The organism is Sneathiella litorea, assembly GCF_009882915.1.
Classification (GTDB): domain Bacteria; phylum Pseudomonadota; class Alphaproteobacteria; order Sneathiellales; family Sneathiellaceae; genus Sneathiella; species Sneathiella litorea.
The window spans coordinates 648,684-667,823 of sequence record NZ_WTUW01000002.1 but is presented as its reverse complement, the minus strand read 5'-3'; the positions used below and the strand labels follow the sequence as shown (position 1 = coordinate 667,823).

The following is a 19,140-nucleotide window of genomic DNA, read 5'->3' as shown; positions in this document are numbered from 1 at the left end:
CAGCCCCTTGCAACAAGGGGGCGGTGGCGCAAGAGTGCGTCTCCAATGACAGCCTTTGTGCTGTTGATTGCGTTGGTTCTCTCGATACCGGTTCTGGTGGTTCTGGGCTATATCTTCGTGCCGGCGCAGGATATCTGGGCCCATCTCGCCAGCACGGTTCTTCCTCTCTATCTTTATAACACGCTGGTGATGACGCTTGGCGTTGCCGCGCTTGTTCTGGTGATCGGGGTAGGGACAGCCTGGCTGGTGACCATGTGCGAGTTCCCGGGGCGGCGGATCTTTTCCTGGGCCCTGTTCCTGCCGCTCGCCATGCCCGCCTATATTATCGCCTATACTTATACCGGCATGCTGGATTTCGCCGGGCCGCTTCAAACGGCTTTACGGGAGACTTTCGGCTGGTCCCGGGCGGATTACTGGTTTCCCGCAATCCGCAGTTTGGGCGGCGTGATTGTCATGCTCGGTCTCGTTCTTTATCCTTATGTCTACCTGGTAAGTCGTACCGCCTTTCTGGAGCAGTCCATATGCGCGCTTGAAGTTGGCCGGACGCTTGGGCGAGGGCCGTGGCGCGGCTTTATTTCCATTGCACTGCCACTGGCCCGCCCGGCGATTGTTACCGGCCTTGCGCTGGCCCTGATGGAAACATTGAGCGATTTTGGCACCGTCGACTACTTCGCAGTCGATACCTTCACCACCGGTATTTACAGAACCTGGCTTGGGCTTGGTGAGCCAGCGGCGGCAGCGCAGCTTGCGGCGATCCTGATGGTGTTTGTCTTCACTCTTATCCTGATCGAACGGTTCAACCGCGGAAAACGTAAATATCATCATACGACCGGCCGATATCAAAAAATTACCCGCTATTCCTTAAGTAAAAACCGTCAGGGACTCGCAATGCTGGCCTGTGCTCTGCCGATTATTTTTGGTTTTCTGCTGCCGACAGGATGGTTGATAAAAGACAGTGTTTCGGAAATGGATGTGATCTTTAACGCCCAGTTTCCGCGTCTGGTTCTGAATAGCGTGACGGTCGCGTTGATCGCGTCGAGCCTGTCGCTCTTCCTGGCGATGATTCTTATATATGGCCTGCGCCGGGATAGTCGGGGACCGTCGCGAATGGAACAAGGGGCCTTGCGCATTGCCTCCATGGGCTATGCGGTGCCGGGGCCGGTTCTCGCCGTAGGGATCATGCTGCCCTTCGGTTTTATCGATAATACGGTCGATCACTGGATGAGGGCAGCATTCGGCATTTCGACTGGTCTTATCCTGAGCGGTACCATGGTTGCCTTGCTGTTTGCCTATATTGTGCGATTCCTGGCGATTTCCCTGAACACGGTGGAGGCCGGGGTCGACACGGTCACCCCGAATATGGACCGGGCCGCCCGCACGCTGGGTATCACCGGCCTTGGAAAACTGGTCCGTGTACATATCCCGATTGTCTCCGGCAGCCTGATGACGGCGGTTCTTCTTGTCTTTGTCGATGTCATGAAGGAGTTACCTGCGACCCTTGTGCTCCGACCATTTGGCTTTGACACACTGGCCATCCGTGCCTATGAAATGGCGAGCGATGAGCGATTGGCGGATGCGGCCGGGCCCTCACTCGCGATTGTCATTGTCGGTATTCTTCCGGTCGTTGTCTTGAGCCGGGCGATTGCCAAATCCCGTCCTGGGCAAAACTCACAAGCGAGAAACGATTATTGATGAGTAATCTGGTTTTCAGGAATGTTCGCCACCAATATGACGGGGAGAATTCCGTCGATATCGAGTATCTGGAAGTTGGCGCGGGCAAGCTGGTCTGCCTGTTGGGTCCCTCGGGCTGCGGCAAATCAACAACATTGCGTCTTGCGGCGGGGCTTGAAAGCCCGCTTGCCGGGGAAATCAGTATCCAGGGCGAGGTGATGGCTAATGACCGGGTTTTCGTTGGGCCGGAGGATCGCCGCGTCGGGCTGATGTTTCAGGACTATGCGCTGTTCCCGCATCTCACGGTCGAGGATAACGTGGCCTTCGGCCTTTCGCATCTTGGCGTGGAAGAACGGCGGGCAAGGGCGCGGGCGATGCTTGAAACTGTCGGGATGGCGCCGTCGGCCCGAAAATACCCGCATATGCTCTCCGGCGGTGAACAGCAGCGCGTGGCGCTTGCCCGGGCCCTTGCGCCTAGCCCGCGCATCATCCTGATGGATGAACCTTTTTCCGGTCTTGACGTGGTGTTGCGAAACAGGGTGAGGGACGAAACCCTGGCTCTGTTGAAGGAGATGGGAACGACAGTGCTGATGGTCACCCATGATCCGGAAGAGGCCATGCGCATGGCCGATGAAATTGTGTTGATGCGGGAGGGGCGGATTGTGCAACAGGGAAGCGCGGGCGCGCTCTACAACAATCCCGTCAATGAGTTTGTCGCGTCTTTCCTGGGAGAGGTGAACCGGGTGCCGGCGCATCGGAACGGGGATGTTTTGGAGACGGAACTCGGGGAGATACTGGTAGAATCCTCGTTAAAGGACGAGACAATTACGGAAATTCTGGTGCGCCCGGAAGCAATCCGCTTTTTACCGATCGTTGATCCCAGGGCTCCGACAGGTGAGGTGGTGTTGTCACGCAATCTTGGTGCTTACTGCCTGATTGATATTGTCTTCGAGAGCGGGTTTAGGGTGACAGCGCGTGTCGGGTCCTTCTATCAGCCAAAGGTAGGCGAAAAACGTTCCCTATCGCTGAACTTGAGCGGCGTTTTTATTTTTTCAGGGCCCGGAAAAGCGCAATACGTCGATAAACCCATATCAAACATAAATTAATTGTCGTATAAACGCCTATAGACCTTTATATAAAGTTTAGGAAGATTGGCAGAGTTCTGTAAGAAAGTCCTGATATAGCGTCTTTTTAAACCTCTGCGGTAGATGCACAATTTAAGATATTCTCGAGATGAGAACAGGAGCATAAAACATGAGTATTGGTCCGTGGCAAATTATACTAATTCTTGTCATCGTGCTCATTATTTTTGGTGCGGGCAAGTTGCCTCGCGTCGCTGGTGATCTGGCGAAGGGCATCAAGAATTTCAAAAAAGGCATGAATGAAGACGATAAGTCGGAAACGGCAGAGGAAGACAAGACGGAAGTGCTTGAGTCTGCCAGCAATAATGACAAGGCCGAGAGCAAAGACAAGACTGCTCAAGGCTAAGTATGTCGCGTTTGAATTCGTGAAACCCTTCAATCTGGATGAAATGATTAGCCATGTTTGATATTGGCTGGACGGAAATGGCATTTGTGCTGGTGATCGCGGTGTTGGTCATCGGGCCAAAAGACCTGCCGCGTGCAATCTCGACAATCGGGAAGTATGTCCGCAAAGCCCGTTCCATGGCGCGGGAATTTCAATCCGGTATCGATGATCTCGCCCGCGAGACGGAACTTGACGATATCAAGAAGGATATTCAGAAGGGGACGGATTTTAATATCAAGAAACAGATTGAAGACGCTGTTGACCCAGACGGATCCAACAAGGACATGTTTAACGACATCAAGCCGCAGATCCGGGACCCGCGCGACAGTGCCAACAACTATTCCGCACCTCCCCAGAAAAGCAGTGAGGGGGACGGTACGTCTGAAAAAGCCGATATCCCAGCGAAAAATCCTGCACCAGGTGCAGCCGTGAAGACAGCGGATGTTCCCCCTGAGCAAAAATCGGAAACCAAAGCGTCGTGAACGATACCGAGATTGACGAGCACAAGGCTCCGCTGATGGAGCATTTAATCGAGTTTCGCAACCGGCTGGTTTACTCGGTCGTTGCGCTTCTGGTCGCCTTTATCCTGTGTTATATCGTCTCCGAGGATCTTTTCGCCTTTCTCGTCCGGCCTCTGGTGGAGGCGATGGGCGATGATATTGAGGGGCGCCGGATGATCTTCACCGGGCTGCATGAAGCGTTCTTTACTTATATCAAGATCGCTTTTTTTGTGGCCCTTTTTATTGCCTTCCCGATCATCGCGACGCAGATCTGGATATTTGTGGCACCGGGACTTTACAAGAATGAGAAGAAGGCGTTTCTGCCCTTTCTGGTCGTGACGCCGATCCTGTTTTTCCTCGGTGGCGCGCTGGCATACGAAATCGTTATGCCGTTGGCCTGGAAATTCCTGCTGAGCTTTGAAAGCAGTGGGCAAGGAAGCCTTTACTCGAGAGCCTTTACTGCGTTAATCACTGAATTTCCAAACATGGTGAATTACCTGCCGACACCGGCGGAGCCCATGGCGCTGCCGATCCAATCGGAGACACGGGTTAGTGAGTATCTAAGCCTGTCCATGAAATTGATTTTTGCGTTCGGCCTTTGCTTTCAGCTGCCGGTTCTCTTGACGCTATTGGGGCGGGTCGGGATTGTGTCATCTGCCGGGTTGAAGGCAAAATTCAAATATTCGGTTGTCTTCGCCTTCATTGCGGCGGCAATCCTGACGCCGCCGGACCCCTTGAGCCAGATTACCCTCGCGATACCGATCATTATCCTGTACGGCATCTCAATTGTCAGCGTGCGGATGGTGGAGAAGAAGCGCGAGGAGCGTGAGGCCCTTGAAGACGAGGATTGATTATTTTCGCGTCTTCTGTGGGCTGGCCACAACATTTTTTGACATAAATTCAAAAGACTGTGTAAAGCCCTCTGGACGTCGGGCGGCCCGGCCCTTATACACAGGACATCCATCCTTCAATACCGAAATGACGTTCTTATGCTCGATTTAAAATGGATCAGGGAAAACCCGGAAGTTTTTGATGCCGCAATGGCGCGGCGTGGTCTGCCACCACAGTCCGAGGGGCTGCTCACGCTGGATGCGGACAAGCGGAAAATCCAGACCGACATGCAGGAAGTGCAGGCCCGCCGGAATGCGGCTGCGAAGGAAATCGGCAAGGCGAAGGCATCCGGTGGGGATGCGGATGCGCTGATCCGTGAGGTTGCGGATCTTAAAGGCGCCGCGCAGGACCTTGAGGCGCGCGAACGCGAGTTGCAGGCGGAACTGGATACGGCGCTCTCTGTTCTTCCGAATATCATGCGGGACGATGTGCCGGATGGCGCAAGCGAGGACGACAATGTCGAGCTGCGCCGTGTCGGCGATATCCGGGTATTCGATTTCAAGCCGAAAGAGCATTATGAACTGGGCGAAGCCCTCGGCATGATGGATTTCGAGACGGCAGCAAAACTCTCCGGCTCGCGCTTTGTCGTTACCAGTGGCCAGATTGCCCGGCTGGAACGGGCGCTGGCGGCCTTTATGGTCGATGTGCATACGCTGGAAAAGGGTTATCTGGAAGTCTCCCCGCCGGTGATGGTGCGCGGCGACAGCCTGTTCGGCACTGGCCAGCTCCCGAAATTCGAGGAAGACCTCTACAAGACGTCGGAGGATCAATATATGATCCCGACGGCGGAAGTGCCACTTACCAACCTCGTTCGGGAAAGCATCCTCAGCGAGGAGGAACTACCGAGGCGTTTTACTGCCCATACGCTCTGCTTCCGCTCCGAGGCGGGCTCAGCAGGCAAAGATACCGCCGGCATGTTGCGCCAGCACCAGTTTGCGAAGGTCGAGATGGTCTCCATCACCACGCCGGAGCAATCCGATGCGGAGCATGAGCGGATGACCGCCTGTGCAGAAGATATTCTAAAACGGCTTGGCCTGCCGTATCGCGTTGTCGTGCTGTGCAGTGGCGATACCGGGTTCGGCGCGCGCAAGACCTATGATATTGAGGTCTGGCTGCCGGGGCAGGACAGCTATCGCGAGATTTCGAGTTGCTCCAACTGTGGGGATTTCCAGGCCCGCCGAATGAAGGCACGCTTCCGTCCCGAGGGGGAGAAGGGAACGCAGTTTGTGCATACCCTCAATGGATCCGGCCTGGCGGTCGGGCGGACACTTATTGCCGTAATGGAAAATTATCAACAGGCGGATGGATCAATCCTGATCCCGGAGGCACTGGTGCCCTATATGGGCGGCGTCACTGAAATCCGCGCAAAATAAGCAGTACAAAAGGATTAGTAATTTGCGAATTCTACTCAGTAATGATGACGGGTATAACGCGCCCGGGATGGAAACACTTCGGCGCATTGCCGCTGCGCTTTCCGATGACATTTATGTGGTGGCCCCGGAGAAGGAGCAAAGCGGCGCTTCGCGTTCGCTTACCCTGCATGATCCCCTCCGGATAAACAAATATAGCGACCGGGAATATTCCGTTGAAGGAACGCCCACGGACTGCGTCATGATGGCGATGAATCACCTGTTCAAGGATAAGCGGCCCGACCTGATCCTCTCCGGTGTCAATCGCGGCGGCAATCTTGGTGAAGACGTGCTCTATTCCGGAACGGTCGCGGCGGCAAGTGAGGGATGCCTGCTCGGTGTGCCGTCTATTGCGCTCAGCCAGTGCATGGCCCCCGACGGGAGCACCTTCCATTGGGACACGGCAGAAGCGCTGGCGCCGGACATCATTCGCAAGCTACTCGATTTCGAATGGGGCCCCGACGTCCTGATCAACCTGAACTTTCCGGCATTGCCTAAAGTGCAGGTAAAAGGCATCGATGTGACGGAGCAAGGCAAGCGTGACCTCTCCAACCTGTCCATCGATGACCGGGTAGATGCGCGCGGGCGGGAATATTTCTGGCTTGGCTATCGTCCTTCTTTCGGTGATCCGCCGAAGGGAACGGATTTATGGTCGGTTGCGAACGGACGGGTATCCATTACGCCCCTTAAGCTCAACCTGACGAAAGTGGCGCTGGCGGACACGATAAAGAAGGCATTTGCGTGATTGATAATCCTGCCCAGAAAATCCGCCTGATAATGGAGCTTCGCCGGCAGGGGATCAGCAACACTGAAGTCCTCTCGGCGATTGAGCGGGTGCCGCGCGACGCTTTTGTTCCCAAGACCTTCCGGGACCGGGCATATGAGAATATCGCCCTTCCCATCGCCAGTGGACAGACTATCAGCCAGCCTTATGTGGTCGCTTATATGACCCAGATGCTCAATCTGGACAAACGGCGCAAGGTGCTGGAAATCGGCACCGGGTCAGGATACCAGACGGCTATTCTTGCTCGGCTATGCCGTCGGGTCTACTCGATTGAGCGGTTCCGTAATCTGCTAGAACAGGCAGAGGCGGCCTTTGAGGAACTGAAAATCACCAACATCACGACCCGGCTGGGGGACGGCTACAAAGGCTGGCCCGAGCAGGCACCGTTTGATCGGATTATCGTGACGGCGGCCGCCGAGACAGTGCCTGAGGCATTGCTCGATCAACTCGGCCCTGACGGGATCATGGTGCTGCCGGTGGGGAAGGATTCCGCCGACCAGCATATCTTGCGCTTGACCAAGGATAAAGACGGCAATGTCTCCGAGGAGGTCATGTTGCCTGTACGATTCGTACCAATGGTTCAAGGGGTTGCTGAAGAGTCTTAATTTAACACTACATATTGTATGTGCTTAAATTTGTTGTGATTCGCGATCATTTATGCTTAATATCAAAGCATTATGGCAAGGTATGTATCTTTTTTCAGTCGTGTTGCCTGTGTCTGCCTGCTGCTCCCAATGCTCGCAGGCTGCCTGTATGACGACTATTTGCCGCGCTACAAAAGCGCCAAGGTTATTCATACGCCGAAGCCTGAGCTGGTGACCGCCACGGTCGTTATGCCGGCTGATTTCTCGCCCTATTATCAGGATCTTTCCTATCAGTATGTGACAGTAAGAAGCGGGGATACAGTTTCCCGTCTCGCCGCACGCAACAACGTGCCGGTAAAGGCCGTGATTGCGATGAACAGCATGCGCGATCCTTACATGATCTATCCGGGTCAGCAGCTGAAAGTTCCCGCGTTCCATATTCATTCGGTCCGGCCCGGAGAAACACTTTACGCAATCTCCCGTGTTTATGATGTGGAAATGTCTGAAGTAACCCATTTCAACTTTCTTAATGCGCCCTATACGCTGATTCCGGGAACGAAGCTGAAAATTCCGCTGAAGACACAAGGGGAGGTGAGGGTTGCCTCCACGGATATGACCGCATGGCCCGCGCCGCAGCCTGCCGCAGCCAGCGGATCACCGCAACCGGTGAAACGGGTCGTGATAAACTCTCTGCCGCAAGTTGTCGCCGCGCCGCAGCCTGAGACGGTGCCAGCGGCTGTAAAGACCAAGGTTGAGCCGAAACCTGCCGTGAAAGCTGCGCCGACGTCTGCAAAGGCAGAGCCCAGCTATCAGGTCGCGAAACTTGATATACCTCCAGTACCGACGCGCCAGTACACCACCAAGGCGCCCCCCAAACGGAGTGGTAAGTCCTTCAGCTGGCCGGCCAAGGGCCAGATCATTTCCAGCTTTGGTAAAAAGAAAACCGGCTTTCATAATGACGGCGTCAATATCGCCGTGAAGGAAGGAACGCCCATTCGTGCCGCGGAAAATGGCGTGGTTTCCTATGTTGGTAATGAAATGCGCTCCTTCGGGAACCTCATCCTTGTATCTCATGCGGATGGTTATGTAACCGCCTATGGCCATACGGAACGGGCGCTGGTCAACAAGGGCGATGCGGTGAAAAAAGGGGAAGTCATAGCCTATGCCGGATCATCGGGCAGCGTGACCCGCAGCCAGGTTCATTTTGAAATCCGTAAACAAGGCCGTGCAATTAACCCGATCGCCCTTTTAGACTAGGACGGGTCAGTTTCTCGGGCGCAGCACGGTTTGCGTCTGGGTAATCTTGCCGACCAGTTTTCCCGCGTCATTTCTAACTTCTGTCTCTATGACTATCGTCGAGCGCCCAATATGGAGCGGTTTCGCTGTTGCGGTGATGGTTCCCTCCCGCACGGCACCAAGGAAGTTGGTTTTGGATTCAATAGTGGACGTACCCGTCGCGCCTTCAGGAAGATTAGCGAACGCCGCTGCACCCCCTGCGGAATCCGCGAGTGCCATAATGACACCCCCATGCAGTATTCCGGCACTTGTACAGAGGGTCGGGGTCCAGTCGAGGGTCAAGACCACCTCTTCAGGCGACATTTTCTCGGCCTTCATCCCGAGGGTGGCGCAAAGGGGCATCCTGTCATGTAGATATTGGGTGAGTTCGGTTTTCGTCATCGGACTACCGCTGATAATTGAAAGAGACGTTTATCTTTACGCATTCCCGTCGTCTAATCAATAACCTTCAAGGTAGTGCTTGAAGCGATATCTAGGGCTTCTCAAGATACCAGGCGGCTTCTTCTGCAACCACCCGGCCTTTCAATCCACCGGCGACATCCGACTTTTCCAGGAGCGTTATACGATGGCTGTCGCCGTAGAGTTTGCGGACAGTCTCGCCGACGACAGAGAAGGGCGGGCCTGCCATCTGGCTCTGGTCATACTCAAAAGTGAGGAGGAGCTGAGACGCATTTCGCGTAATTTCAACGACATGTTGTGCGTAGTCTTTCCGCAATTTCTCAGGCAGTGCCACTAACGCGGCCCGGTCATAGACCGCATCGACAGCGCCCAGAAGTTTGGTGGACAGTTTGAAAATATCCCCAACGAATATGTCGATGTTCCGGGCACTGTAGCGGGTGAGGGCGCCGACTTTGGAAATGGCGGGCGTCACCTTCAGTTCCTCAAAGAGCTGTATAATCGCGGTCTCGCTGAGTTCGGCACCAGCGATCCGATACCCCTTTGACAGGAGCCAGCCGATGTCGAGCGTTTTGCCGCAAAGTGGCAGGAAAATGCGGTCCCCCTGTAGGAGGCGGAGGCCTTCAAAATGCTTTTCCAGCAGGGCATTAGGTTTATTTTGATGGAACCCGATCTCATTTGCATTCCATCTTTCATGCCAGAAGCTTGCTTCCATAACGTTGTCCTTCCGAAAAGGTTATTCCATGCCCTCACTCGATGGCAGTGCCTGTTCGTCCTGCAATATCCTGGATATACTGCCAGGCGACACGTCCGGACCGGGAACCGCGGGTGCGGGTCCATTCGATGGCTTCCGCGCTGTATTCCTCTTCGCTGATCGGGATGTTGTAATGGTTGATATATCGGCGAATCATTTCGAGATATTCGTCCTGCGAACAGCTATGGAAGCCTAACCAGAGACCAAACCTGTCGGAAAGCGAGACTTTTTCCTCAATCGCTTCGGATGGCATGATGGCGGTGGCGCGTTCATTCTCGATCATATCCCGGCGCATCATATGGCGGCGGTTGGATGTGGCGTAGAAAATTACATTCGACGGCCGACCTTCGAGCCCGCCATCAAGTACCGTTTTAAGCGATTTATAGGTTGCATCATCGCTGTCGAAAGACAGGTCATCGCAGAAGATGACGCAGCGACGGTTTGTATTCTGAAGTTGCTGCATCAGGATTGGCAGCGAAGGAATATCCTCGCGATGAATTTCAATCAGGACCAACTGGCTCTTCAATTCCTCATTGATCCGCGCATGCGACGCCTTGACCAGCGAGCTTTTCCCCATGCCACGCGCACCCCAGAGCAGGGCGTTATTGGCGGGCAGCCCCTTGGCGAAGCGCAGGGTGTTTTCATAGAGGATGTCGCGAACCCGGTCGATCCCATGCAGGATCGACATAGCTACATGATTGACTTTCGGCACCACGCGCAGATGGTTGTTTTCTGCTTCCCAGACAAAGGCATCGCCGCTCTCGAAATCGATTGTTTCAGGGACGGGAGGTGCCAGCCGGTCAAGACCGTCGGCGATGCGCGTTAACTGCGCGAGGATATCTTCGTTAGTCATATTCACCGATTGAAATTAGAAGGGGCAGACCCCAATTTACAGAACAGGCACATAAATGCCACCATACGGCGGAATGTTCAAGCGCTTGTTCATCCCGCAATCTTGAGGACACCTCAATCGACGGAGTTTTCGGATTGCGGCTTGCATTGCGCGGCAGGAACAATATAAAAGTCGTTCAGTATTTTCATGGGGAAGGCATATTTATGTCATCCCTTCGTCGCGAATTGTACCAAAGGACCTATTACAATGGACCAAGGACTTACTCAACTTCTGCCGCTCGTACTGATCGGTGTCGTGTTTTACTTTCTTCTTATCCGTCCGCAGCAGAAACGGGCGAAGGAACATCGGGCCATGATCGAAGCCGTGCGCCGCGGCGACAATGTTGTCACGGCCGGGGGTATCATGGGCAAGGTAACCAAGGTGCGCGACGACAATGTTGTCCAGATCGAGGTGGCGCCTGAAGTTCGAATCGATGTGGTGAAATCGACACTGACAGATGTCAAGAGCAAGGGTGAGCCTGCTGCCGCGGCGCCAAAGGATGATGACAAAGCTGAAGGTGAAAAGCCCAGCGGCGGAAACCCTGTCAGCAAACTCTTCAAGAAATAACGGCCGGAACTCATGAACCGCTTCCCAACGTGGAAGATTATCGTGGTGGCGATTGTATGCGCCTTCGGGATTCTCTACACACTTCCTAACTTCGTTAGCAAGTCTACGCTCAGTGGGCTGCCAGACTGGTTGCCGACGAAGCAGGTCAACCTCGGGCTCGATCTGCAAGGGGGCTCGCATCTCTTGCTTCAGGTCGATGCCGGCACTGTGAAAACCAAGATGATGGACAGCTTGGTTGATGGGGTGCGGGACAGCTTGCGTCAGCAGGGCGATAATATCGGTTATCGCAATCTTAGCCATGACGGGGCGGTGGTATCCTTCACCCTCCGGGACCCGGCGGATGAGGCCACGGCGCGGGAGCGCCTCTCGGACCTGTCCAATATCATGGCGAACGGGCAGCGGGACGTAGTGATAGCATCCGATGACGGTCGTGTTACCCTGACGCCGAGCGAGGCCGCAATTACTACCCGTCTTAGCGCTGCCGTTGACCAGTCGATAGAGATTGTCCGCCGCCGTGTTGATGAAACAGGTGTCAATGAACCTACGATCCAACGGCAGGGCAGTGACCGTATCCTGGTACAACTGCCCGGTATTGACGACCCTGATCGGATCAAGCGCCTGTTGGGTGAAACGGCGCAATTAACCTTCCATCTGGTTGATTTGACTGCCGATGTAGGCGCGGCGGGCCGGGTGCCTCCGGGCTCCAAACGGCTTCCGGGCATCGAAGAGGACGGACGGACTTACATAATCAAGAGCCGGATCATGGTGTCTGGCGAGAATCTGGAGGATGCGCAAGCGACCTTCCAGCAGGGCCAGCCGGTTGTCTCCATCCGCTTTGACGGGCTGGGGGCAAAACAGTTCGGCCAGGCCACGACGGAAAATGTTGGTAAGCCGTTTGCCATTGTCCTCGATAACAAGGTAGTCAGTGCCCCGCGTATCAATGAACCGATCCTCGGTGGATCCGCAGTCATCAGCGGTGGCTTTAATGTGGCGGGCGCGCAAGATCTTGCCTTGCTCCTTCGGGCGGGTGCCTTGCCGGCACCGCTTGATATCCTCGAGGAACGCTCCGTCGGGCCGGACCTTGGAGCGGATAGTATTGCCGCCGGTGAAATTGCCGGGATCATCGGGATCATCGCCGTCGCCGTCTATATGATCGTCAGCTACGGTCTATTTGGCATTTTCGCCAATGTGGCGCTGGCCATGAACATCTTCCTGATTATGGCCGTTCTTTCTGTTCTTGGTGCAACCCTGACCCTTCCCGGTATCGCGGGTATCGTGCTCACAATCGGAATGGCGGTGGACGCCAATGTGCTGATTTTTGAGCGTATCCGGGAGGAAATCCGCGTTGGCAAGACACCGCTCAATGCCGTTAATTCCGGCTTCGCGCGGGCCTTTACGACGATTATCGACGCCAATGTCACCACCGGTATTGCGGCCATCATACTCTTCGTGATGGGGTCCGGGCCGGTCAAGGGCTTTGCGGTGACACTATTGATCGGGATTATCAGCTCCATGTTCACGGCAATTATGCTCTCACGCATGCTTATCTCTTTCTGGATGCAGCGCAAGCGTCCGAAGACACTCGAGATTTAGGGAACCGGAAACATGTATAAAATCAAGCTTGTGCCGGATAATACCGCTATCCCTTTCCTGAAATACCGGATGATTGCCTTCATTTTGTCGGCAGTGTTGATTCTGGGTTCTCTCGGCGCCTTTATTACGATCGGTTTCAACAAGGGAATTGATTTCGAGGGCGGCATCCTGATCGAGATCGGAACGGAGACGTCTCCGGAACTGAGTGATATGCGCGCTTCCCTTGGCGGGTTGGGCCTGGGTCAGGTAGCTCTGCAGACCTTCGGTACCGATACTGATATCCTGATCCGTGTGCAGCGGCAGGAAGGCGACGCCTCCGCCCAGCAGGAGGCGGTAGACGTGATCAAGCAGCAGCTTGCCTCCGACTATGGCGAGGAAATTTCCTACCGCCGTGTTGAATTTGTCGGGCCGACTGTATCGCAGGAACTGGTGATCGCCGCGACAGAGGCTGTCGTGATCGCCGTGCTGGCGATGCTGGTCTACATTTGGCTGCGCTTTGAGTGGCATTATTCCGTCGGGGCGGTCATTGCGCTGGTCCATGATGTCATACTGACGATCGGCATGTTCTCGATCACAGGGATCGAGTTTAACCTCGCTTCCGTTGCGGCGATCCTGACGATTGTTGGTTATTCGATCAACGATACCGTGGTAGTCTATGACCGTATTCGCGAGAATTTTCGCCGCTACAAGAAGCTGTCGGTGGCGGAGTTGGTCAACCTCTCCATTAATGAGACATTGACGCGGACGGTCATGACATCGGTCACGACTTTACTCGCGCTTCTTGCCCTCTATATTTTCGGAGGTGAGGTGATCCGCGGCTTCGCAACGGCCATGATCTTTGGCGTCGTTGTCGGAACTTATTCCTCCATCTTCGTGGCTGCGCCGATCCTTATTCATATCGGCCTGACGCACCAGAAAGAGGAAGAGGACGGTTTCGCCGGCGCCGAGCGGACCGATGAGGACGCGGAAGAAAAAGGCTAACACCGCGACCACAGCGACAGGAGACGCCATGCAGGACATATCCGGCCTTCCCAAAGAAGGGCAGCAACTTATCAATAGTTACGGCGACGGCGGTTTCCGGGTGAGCGGCGTACGCTATGAGGGATCTGTCCTGGTTCTGCCTGAAAAGACGGAAAACTGGTCTCTCACGGATATCGGGGCGCTCAGCCTCGATAGTCTCGATACCCTGATCGAGAATAGCGATGAGATTGATATCTTACTGATCGGCTGTGGGGGCGGTATGGTCTTTATCGAAGAGGATATCCGGAATTCTCTACGGGAAAAGGGCATCGTAATCGACGCCATGAGCACAGGTGCCGCGGTCCGGACCTATAATGTCCTTCTGCTGGAACGTCGGCGAGTGGCCGCAGCGATGATCGCCGTCTAACCCTTACTTTATATTACATACTTTACATATAAGGCCATCCGGCTTTATGATTCGCCGTGCATATTCGCTCGGTAAAAGAAATTTGTAGTGGTGCCGGGCAGGATATCCTTACAGAGAAGGAAACAGTCATGTCCAGTATATTATCAAACCTCAGAAACACAGTTATTGCCGGGATCGTTTTAACGGTCATCATGGTGCTAATTGTAACAGGGGCGACCGGTGGCGGCTTCGAAATGGGCGGTCATGCCTATGGCGCCTTTATCATGCGCTGGCTTCACGTGCTGAGCGGCGTTATGTGGATCGGCCTGCTGTGGTATTTCAACTTCGTGCAGATTCCGAACATGCCGAATATTCCGGATGACCAAAAGCCTGCGATCGGCAAGGTGATTGCGCCGGCCGCGCTGTGGTGGTTCCGCTGGGGCGCGATGGCAACCATTGTCACCGGTCTGCTGCTGGCCTGGATGAATGGTTATATCGCCGATGCGCTGACACTCGGGGCGATGAACGGGTTTGCCGTCGACAAGAGCCTTGCCATCGGTATTGGCATGTGGCTCGGCATCATAATGTGGTTCAATGTCTGGTTCGTAATCTGGCCCAACCAGAGGAGGGCGCTCGGCATTGTCGATGCGGATGCGGAAACCAAGGCCGCTTCAGCGCGGACGGCGATGCTCTTCTCGCGGACAAATACCCTGTTGTCGATCCCAATGCTCTACGCAATGGTCTCAGCACAGAATCTTTACTAGAAACAAAAAAGGCGCTTCCTGCGGGAAGCGCCTTTTCCTAACAGACCGTAATCGTTAGCCGAGATTTTCGTTTGCGAAATCCCAGTTCACGAGGCTTTCCAGAAATGTCTCCATATATTTCGGGCGCGCATTCTGGTAGTCGAGATAATAGGCATGCTCCCACACATCCATGGTCAGAAGTGGCTTGGCGCCATCGGTGAGCGGGCAAGCAGCGTTAGGTGTCTTGGTGACCTTCAGCTTGCCACCGTCGAGCACGAGCCAGGCCCAGCCACTGCCGAACTGCGTGGCGCCAGCGGCCTTGAATTCCTCGGCAAATTTCTCGTAGGAACCGAAGTCTTCATTGATCTTGTCGGCAATGGCGCCTGTTGGCTTGCCCCCACCGTTCGGCTTCATGGAGTGCCAGTAGAAGGTGTGGTTCCAGACCTGTGCGGCGTTGTTGAAAACACCTGCCTTCGCGGCGTCACCAGCTGTGTCCTTCATGATCTCTTCCAGTGAGCGGGAATCTCCATCCTCCAGCAGACCATTGAGGTTCGTCACATAGGCGTTGTGGTGCTTTCCGTAATGAAAATCGAGTGTATTTTCGGAAATATGCGGTGCCAAAGCGTCTTTTGCGTAAGGAAGGGGGGGGAGTTCAAAAGCCATAATTATCCTCTTGCCAATTTATTGGTCAATTTTTCAGTTCATGATTCCGTGAAAATTCAAACCCCAGTACGGGGAAAGAACTCGCATATCGCTATCCTTACAGATATATACAAATTTATGCGCGCTTCCAGTATTTTATAATGATTCTATATGAAAGTTGAGAGAGCTTGTGAGTAAGTCCGGCCAAAGTACGTATCTTTCCGATGAAGTTAAGCGATTTGATTATGATCGCTGGCTGACCACCCTTTATGGGCCGCCTGCCGTTCGGGAAGCTATTTTTTCGGTACTGGCGTTTCATGCGGAAATAGCGCGAATTCGCGAAACGGTGAGCGAGCCGCTGCTGGGTGATATCCGCCTGCAGTGGTGGCGGGATACGCTGAGCTCGATTGCCGCCGGTACAGTGCCCGCTCATCCTGTTGCGGAGGCACTGGCCAAGACTATCCCAAACTATCAACTCAATATCGATGACTTTCGCAAAATAATTGATGCCCGGTCCCGTGATATGGATCCGGTTCCGTTTAATAAGGCCGGAGAATTGCTGGAATATGCGGACCAGACCGGCGGCATTCTGAATACCCTCATTCTGCGGATGACGGGCGAGACATTGGAAGACGGCTTGGCCGCAGCGCGCCAGGTCGGCAAGGCCTATGCCCTTACAGGCATTATCCGGGCAATACCCTATCATGTTGCCCAGGATGTTTTACGTATACCTACGGATGTCATTACGGCGCACGGCTTGACCGCGGATAATATCTTCACCTCAAATAACCGGAAGGTGTTTTTTGGGATCATGGAAGAATTGACTTCTCTTGCCGGTAAGGAACAGGAAGAAGCACGCCTTTTGATCCAGAGGCGACCCAAGACTGAGAAGGCCGCATATCGTCTTGCGTCACTTACATCACTCTATCTGAAAAGACTTAAATCGGTGGGGTACGACCCGGCCCACGATAAAATGAATATCGGGGCCTTGCGTAAAATTATCGCACTATCGACGGGTTACTAACGTTGTTTTTTATACGCCGCCCAATCGCCAGTTTTGCGATTGCATGAAATTCCGGGCAAGGAACTGATAGGTCTCCTTAAGCAGCCTTTCAGTTGTCTGACCTTCCTCAATGATCAATTTTTCCCATTTTTTCTCTATATCGTGCCAAACCATAAAGCGCTGATGCAACTCGTCGCGTTTTCTACGGATTGTCTCAATAGTTGGCTGGAAATTCCTGAGCATAATCATGACCTCGCACGTCTGGGCATCAATGTCGATAAAGGTCATATCGTACTCTCTAAGCACGGGTTCGATCAGGACCTGCATCCTGCTGATGTCTTCAGAAGTTGACCTGTCGCGCCGATAGATATTGGCGAGCCGTTGGAGGTTGGTACTGATTTTTTTGATTTTCGCATTATATTCACGCAGAGCTTCGATATAGGCGAGCTCACGAACAATTTCATCAATTTTAGAAACAACGTCTTCGCGCCGAATACCCAGGGACTTAGCGATGCCGCGAAATGCTTCCTGCACCTTTTCCTTGGTTTGCGGATCATTGGCAATTGTTTCAAGCTCACTGAAATTCAGGAGGATTTCCTCATTTCCCTTGAGCCACGAAATAACCTGTATGGTAATGCGTCCCTGAGCGACTTCCCTGTGTCTATCTTCAATGGACCAGGAGGCAGAGCCATCCAGAAGTTCGCGAGGGATAGAATCATTTGGCCGGATTTCACGGACGTACTTAAGCGCGCGACCTATCGTCCCCAGGAGGCGGGCATCGGAACTGTCTTCTTCGATCCCGAATTCCATACAAATAGATTTTGTCGGGATGGCGCCTTTCATCTCCCCGAGATTGACATAGTAACAGGGTTCCCGCGTATCGTGGGTAAGTTTGAAATAAGCCCCTTCAATCGAGAAGATTTTATGGGTAAACGCGAAATAGACGCTTGGATCCCGCTTTTCACTCATCGTTCTGCCTGTCGCTTTGCGCCATTGACTAATCTTTTTTGGTTAATCATGTGTTGTCCAGTTTCCCATAATTCAATGTACATCGCTGCCATTATTTTTTATTCAGCGATGTACCAAAGACAATGCTGGAGCTGATCATAAGGAAACATTCTATACAAATCGTTACCATTAGACCCACGCATTCGTTGTAAAGCTTTGGACCGTATTATTGCAAGGGTAAAGTGCCCTTGAGCCAGCCCGAAAAATCCTGTGCGGCACGTGCTGTATAGGCCTGTTTGCGTTCCTTTTTCTTGATCCGTCCTTCCGGCGGCGGGAACAGGCCGAAATTGACATTCATCGGCTGGAAGGATTTGGTGTCCGCCCCGCCGGTAATATGGCTAAGGATTGCCCCCATAGCCGTGGTAACAGGCGGCAGGGCAAAAGCGCTCCCCGCGATATCCGCGGCGGCGAGCCGACCGGCAAGCAGGCCGATTGCGGTGCTTTCCACATATCCCTCGACCCCTGTGATCTGGCCCGCAAATCGGATATGCGGGTGATTCTTGAGGCGGAGCTGTTCGTCCAGCACTTCCGGGCTGTTGATAAAGGTGTTGCGATGCAGTCCGCCAAGGCGTGCAAATTCCGCTTTTTCAAGCCCGGGGATCGTCTGGAAAATACGCTTTTGTTCCCCATAAGTGAGCTTGGTCTGGAAACCGACCATGTTATAGAGCGTGCCGAGCTTGTTATCCTGCCGGAGCTGGACAACGGCGTATGGCTTCTCGGCGGAATTTGGGTTGGTGAGGCCGACGGGCTTCATCGGTCCAAAACGGAGGGTTTCTGGTCCGCGTTCCGCCATCACCTCGATCGGCAGGCAACCATCGAAATAGGGGGTGTTCTTCTCCCAGTCCTTGAACTCCGTCTTGCCCCCCTCATTCAGCGCCTGAATGAACTCCCGGTACTGCGCCTCGGTCATCGGGCAGTTGATATAGTCCGATCCGTCGCCCTTGTCATAGCGGGACTGAAACCAGGCAATATCGAAGTCAATGCTGTCCTTATAGACAATGGGGGCAATGGCATCGAAGAAGGCGAGTGCATCGGCACCGGTCGCGATGTGAATTTTTTCGGCCAGCGCACCGGAGGTGAGGGGGCCCGTCGCGATAATTACCTGTTCCCAGTCGGCGGGGGGCAGGTCGGTCACTTCCGCGCGCTCCAGCGTCACTAAAGGATGGGCTTCTATTTTCTCCTGAACATAGGCGGAGAACCCATCCCGGTCGACCGCAAGCGCGCCGCCTGCCGGGACCCGGTTGATATCGGCGCTCTCCATAATAAGGGAACCCATATCGCGCATCTCGCGATGCAGCAGGCCAACGGCGTTATTTTCCGCATCGTCGGAGCGGAAGGAGTTGGAGCACACAAGCTCCGCCAGCCCGTCGGTCAGATGGGCGTCGGTGCCGCGCACGGGGCGCATTTCATGAAGGATGACCGGTACGCCAGCCTGAACGAGCTGCCAGGTCGCCTCACTCCCGGCAAGGCCGCCGCCAATGACATGAACGGGTTTTTGATCTGTGCTCATGATC

Annotated in this window: 20 protein-coding genes and 1 pseudogene; 15 read left to right on the top strand and 6 right to left on the bottom strand. The window is 54.1% G+C overall.

Annotation, left to right across the window (positions count from 1 at the left end; translation table 11 throughout):
• Positions 1 to 45 precede the first annotated feature (45 nt).
• From GQE98_RS09440 to GQE98_RS09400, 9 genes and pseudogenes are all read left to right on the top strand, one after another.
• Positions 46 to 1,692: an ABC transporter permease gene (locus tag GQE98_RS09440; protein ID WP_161315398.1), complete on the top strand. Its 1,647-nt coding sequence runs from the start codon at positions 46 to 48 to the stop codon at positions 1,690 to 1,692.
• A complete protein-coding gene (locus tag GQE98_RS09435) occupies positions 1,692 to 2,777 on the top strand; it encodes an ABC transporter ATP-binding protein (protein ID WP_161315397.1) in 1,086 nt (361 codons plus the stop codon). Before GQE98_RS09440 ends, GQE98_RS09435 begins: the two co-directional genes overlap by 1 nt.
• Positions 2,778 to 2,925: 148 nt before the next feature.
• Positions 2,926 to 3,090, top strand: a pseudogene (gene tatA / locus GQE98_RS09430) (twin-arginine translocase TatA/TatE family subunit); the annotation flags it as partial.
• A gap of 122 nt (positions 3,091 to 3,212) precedes the next feature.
• Entirely contained in the window at positions 3,213 to 3,680 is a 468-nt protein-coding gene (gene tatB / locus GQE98_RS09425; protein ID WP_161315395.1) for a Sec-independent protein translocase protein TatB, read from the top strand.
• Entirely contained in the window at positions 3,677 to 4,549 is an 873-nt protein-coding gene (gene tatC / locus GQE98_RS09420; RefSeq protein ID WP_343044186.1) for a twin-arginine translocase subunit TatC, read from the top strand. The genes tatB and tatC overlap by 4 nt, the downstream gene beginning before the upstream one ends.
• A 138-nt stretch (positions 4,550 to 4,687) precedes the next feature.
• Complete coding sequence (serS, locus tag GQE98_RS09415; RefSeq protein ID WP_161315394.1) at positions 4,688 to 5,962, top strand: serine--tRNA ligase; 1,275 nt, start codon at positions 4,688 to 4,690, stop codon at positions 5,960 to 5,962.
• A 22-nt stretch (positions 5,963 to 5,984) separates the two neighbouring features.
• Entirely contained in the window at positions 5,985 to 6,743 is a 759-nt protein-coding gene (surE, locus tag GQE98_RS09410; protein ID WP_202526211.1) for a 5'/3'-nucleotidase SurE, read from the top strand.
• The gene (locus tag GQE98_RS09405; protein ID WP_161316255.1) at positions 6,743 to 7,387 is read left to right on the top strand and encodes a protein-L-isoaspartate(D-aspartate) O-methyltransferase; all 645 of its coding nucleotides are present in this window, start codon (positions 6,743 to 6,745) and stop codon (positions 7,385 to 7,387) included. Before surE ends, GQE98_RS09405 begins: the two co-directional genes overlap by 1 nt.
• Before the next feature lie 72 nt (positions 7,388 to 7,459).
• Entirely contained in the window at positions 7,460 to 8,623 is a 1,164-nt protein-coding gene (locus tag GQE98_RS09400; RefSeq protein ID WP_161315393.1) for a LysM peptidoglycan-binding domain-containing M23 family metallopeptidase, read from the top strand.
• Positions 8,624 to 8,629: 6 nt separating this feature from the next.
• On the opposite strand, the gene GQE98_RS09395 is transcribed toward GQE98_RS09400, so the two are convergent.
• The 3 genes from GQE98_RS09395 to GQE98_RS09385 form a co-directional block, all read right to left on the bottom strand.
• Positions 8,630 to 9,043: a PaaI family thioesterase gene (locus GQE98_RS09395; protein ID WP_161315392.1), complete on the bottom strand. Its 414-nt coding sequence runs from the start codon at positions 9,041 to 9,043 to the stop codon at positions 8,630 to 8,632.
• Positions 9,044 to 9,134: 91 nt separating this feature from the next.
• A complete protein-coding gene (tmpT, locus tag GQE98_RS09390; RefSeq protein ID WP_161315391.1) occupies positions 9,135 to 9,773 on the bottom strand; it encodes a thiopurine S-methyltransferase in 639 nt (212 codons plus the stop codon).
• Between the two features lie 34 nt (positions 9,774 to 9,807).
• Entirely contained in the window at positions 9,808 to 10,665 is an 858-nt protein-coding gene (locus GQE98_RS09385) for an ATP-binding protein (RefSeq protein ID WP_161315390.1), read from the bottom strand.
• Between the two features lie 246 nt (positions 10,666 to 10,911).
• Here GQE98_RS09385 and yajC point away from each other — a divergent pair, with 246 nt between their 5' ends.
• The 5 genes from yajC (at position 10,912) to GQE98_RS09360 (ending at position 14,994) form a co-directional block, all read left to right on the top strand.
• Positions 10,912 to 11,271 (top strand): preprotein translocase subunit YajC, encoded by a 360-nt coding sequence (gene yajC, locus GQE98_RS09380; RefSeq protein WP_161315389.1) that lies wholly within the window; start codon positions 10,912 to 10,914, stop codon positions 11,269 to 11,271.
• 12 nt (positions 11,272 to 11,283) lie between these two features.
• Complete coding sequence (secD, locus tag GQE98_RS09375; protein WP_161315388.1) at positions 11,284 to 12,864, top strand: protein translocase subunit SecD; 1,581 nt, start codon at positions 11,284 to 11,286, stop codon at positions 12,862 to 12,864.
• Positions 12,865 to 12,876: 12 nt separating this feature from the next.
• Positions 12,877 to 13,845: a protein translocase subunit SecF gene (secF, locus tag GQE98_RS09370; RefSeq protein WP_161315387.1), complete on the top strand. Its 969-nt coding sequence runs from the start codon at positions 12,877 to 12,879 to the stop codon at positions 13,843 to 13,845.
• Between the two features lie 28 nt (positions 13,846 to 13,873).
• Positions 13,874 to 14,251: an Mth938-like domain-containing protein gene (locus GQE98_RS09365; protein ID WP_161315386.1), complete on the top strand. Its 378-nt coding sequence runs from the start codon at positions 13,874 to 13,876 to the stop codon at positions 14,249 to 14,251.
• A gap of 128 nt (positions 14,252 to 14,379) precedes the next feature.
• Entirely contained in the window at positions 14,380 to 14,994 is a 615-nt protein-coding gene (locus GQE98_RS09360) for a urate hydroxylase PuuD (RefSeq protein ID WP_161315385.1), read from the top strand.
• A gap of 54 nt (positions 14,995 to 15,048) precedes the next feature.
• Here the strand turns inward: GQE98_RS09360 and GQE98_RS09355 are convergent, their stop codons facing one another.
• Positions 15,049 to 15,636: a superoxide dismutase gene (locus GQE98_RS09355; protein ID WP_161315384.1), complete on the bottom strand. Its 588-nt coding sequence runs from the start codon at positions 15,634 to 15,636 to the stop codon at positions 15,049 to 15,051.
• Between the two features lie 169 nt (positions 15,637 to 15,805).
• On the opposite strand from GQE98_RS09355, the gene GQE98_RS09350 reads away from it, so the two are divergent.
• Positions 15,806 to 16,639: a squalene/phytoene synthase family protein gene (locus tag GQE98_RS09350; protein ID WP_161315383.1), complete on the top strand. Its 834-nt coding sequence runs from the start codon at positions 15,806 to 15,808 to the stop codon at positions 16,637 to 16,639.
• A gap of 9 nt (positions 16,640 to 16,648) precedes the next feature.
• Here the strand turns inward: GQE98_RS09350 and GQE98_RS09345 are convergent, their stop codons facing one another.
• Both GQE98_RS09345 and trmFO read right to left on the bottom strand, forming a co-directional pair.
• The gene (locus GQE98_RS09345; RefSeq protein ID WP_161315382.1) at positions 16,649 to 17,587 is read right to left on the bottom strand and encodes a hypothetical protein; all 939 of its coding nucleotides are present in this window, start codon (positions 17,585 to 17,587) and stop codon (positions 16,649 to 16,651) included.
• Between the two features lie 205 nt (positions 17,588 to 17,792).
• The gene (trmFO, locus tag GQE98_RS09340; protein ID WP_161315381.1) at positions 17,793 to 19,136 is read right to left on the bottom strand and encodes a methylenetetrahydrofolate--tRNA-(uracil(54)-C(5))-methyltransferase (FADH(2)-oxidizing) TrmFO; all 1,344 of its coding nucleotides are present in this window, start codon (positions 19,134 to 19,136) and stop codon (positions 17,793 to 17,795) included.
• Positions 19,137 to 19,140: the final 4 nt, after the last annotated feature.

Bases quoted from the DNA above. Each gene is read 5' to 3' on its own strand.
- GQE98_RS09440 (WP_161315398.1), top strand. From the start codon at position 46: ATGACAGCCTTTGTGCTGTTGATTGCGTTGGTTCTCTCGATACCGGTT.
- GQE98_RS09435 (WP_161315397.1), top strand. From the start codon at position 1,692: ATGAGTAATCTGGTTTTCAGGAATGTTCGCCACCAATATGACGGGGAG.
- tatB (WP_161315395.1), top strand. From the start codon at position 3,213: ATGTTTGATATTGGCTGGACGGAAATGGCATTTGTGCTGGTGATCGCG.
- serS (WP_161315394.1), top strand. From the start codon at position 4,688: ATGCTCGATTTAAAATGGATCAGGGAAAACCCGGAAGTTTTTGATGCC.
- GQE98_RS09400 (WP_161315393.1), top strand. From the start codon at position 7,460: ATGGCAAGGTATGTATCTTTTTTCAGTCGTGTTGCCTGTGTCTGCCTG.
- GQE98_RS09395 (WP_161315392.1), bottom strand. From the start codon at position 9,043: ATGACGAAAACCGAACTCACCCAATATCTACATGACAGGATGCCCCTT.
- tmpT (WP_161315391.1), bottom strand. From the start codon at position 9,773: ATGGAAGCAAGCTTCTGGCATGAAAGATGGAATGCAAATGAGATCGGG.
- GQE98_RS09385 (WP_161315390.1), bottom strand. From the start codon at position 10,665: ATGACTAACGAAGATATCCTCGCGCAGTTAACGCGCATCGCCGACGGT.
- yajC (WP_161315389.1), top strand. From the start codon at position 10,912: ATGGACCAAGGACTTACTCAACTTCTGCCGCTCGTACTGATCGGTGTC.
- secD (WP_161315388.1), top strand. From the start codon at position 11,284: ATGAACCGCTTCCCAACGTGGAAGATTATCGTGGTGGCGATTGTATGC.
- secF (WP_161315387.1), top strand. From the start codon at position 12,877: ATGTATAAAATCAAGCTTGTGCCGGATAATACCGCTATCCCTTTCCTG.
- GQE98_RS09365 (WP_161315386.1), top strand. From the start codon at position 13,874: ATGCAGGACATATCCGGCCTTCCCAAAGAAGGGCAGCAACTTATCAAT.
- GQE98_RS09360 (WP_161315385.1), top strand. From the start codon at position 14,380: ATGTCCAGTATATTATCAAACCTCAGAAACACAGTTATTGCCGGGATC.
- GQE98_RS09355 (WP_161315384.1), bottom strand. From the start codon at position 15,636: ATGGCTTTTGAACTCCCCCCCCTTCCTTACGCAAAAGACGCTTTGGCA.
- GQE98_RS09345 (WP_161315382.1), bottom strand. From the start codon at position 17,587: ATGAGTGAAAAGCGGGATCCAAGCGTCTATTTCGCGTTTACCCATAAA.
- trmFO (WP_161315381.1), bottom strand. From the start codon at position 19,136: ATGAGCACAGATCAAAAACCCGTTCATGTCATTGGCGGCGGCCTTGCC.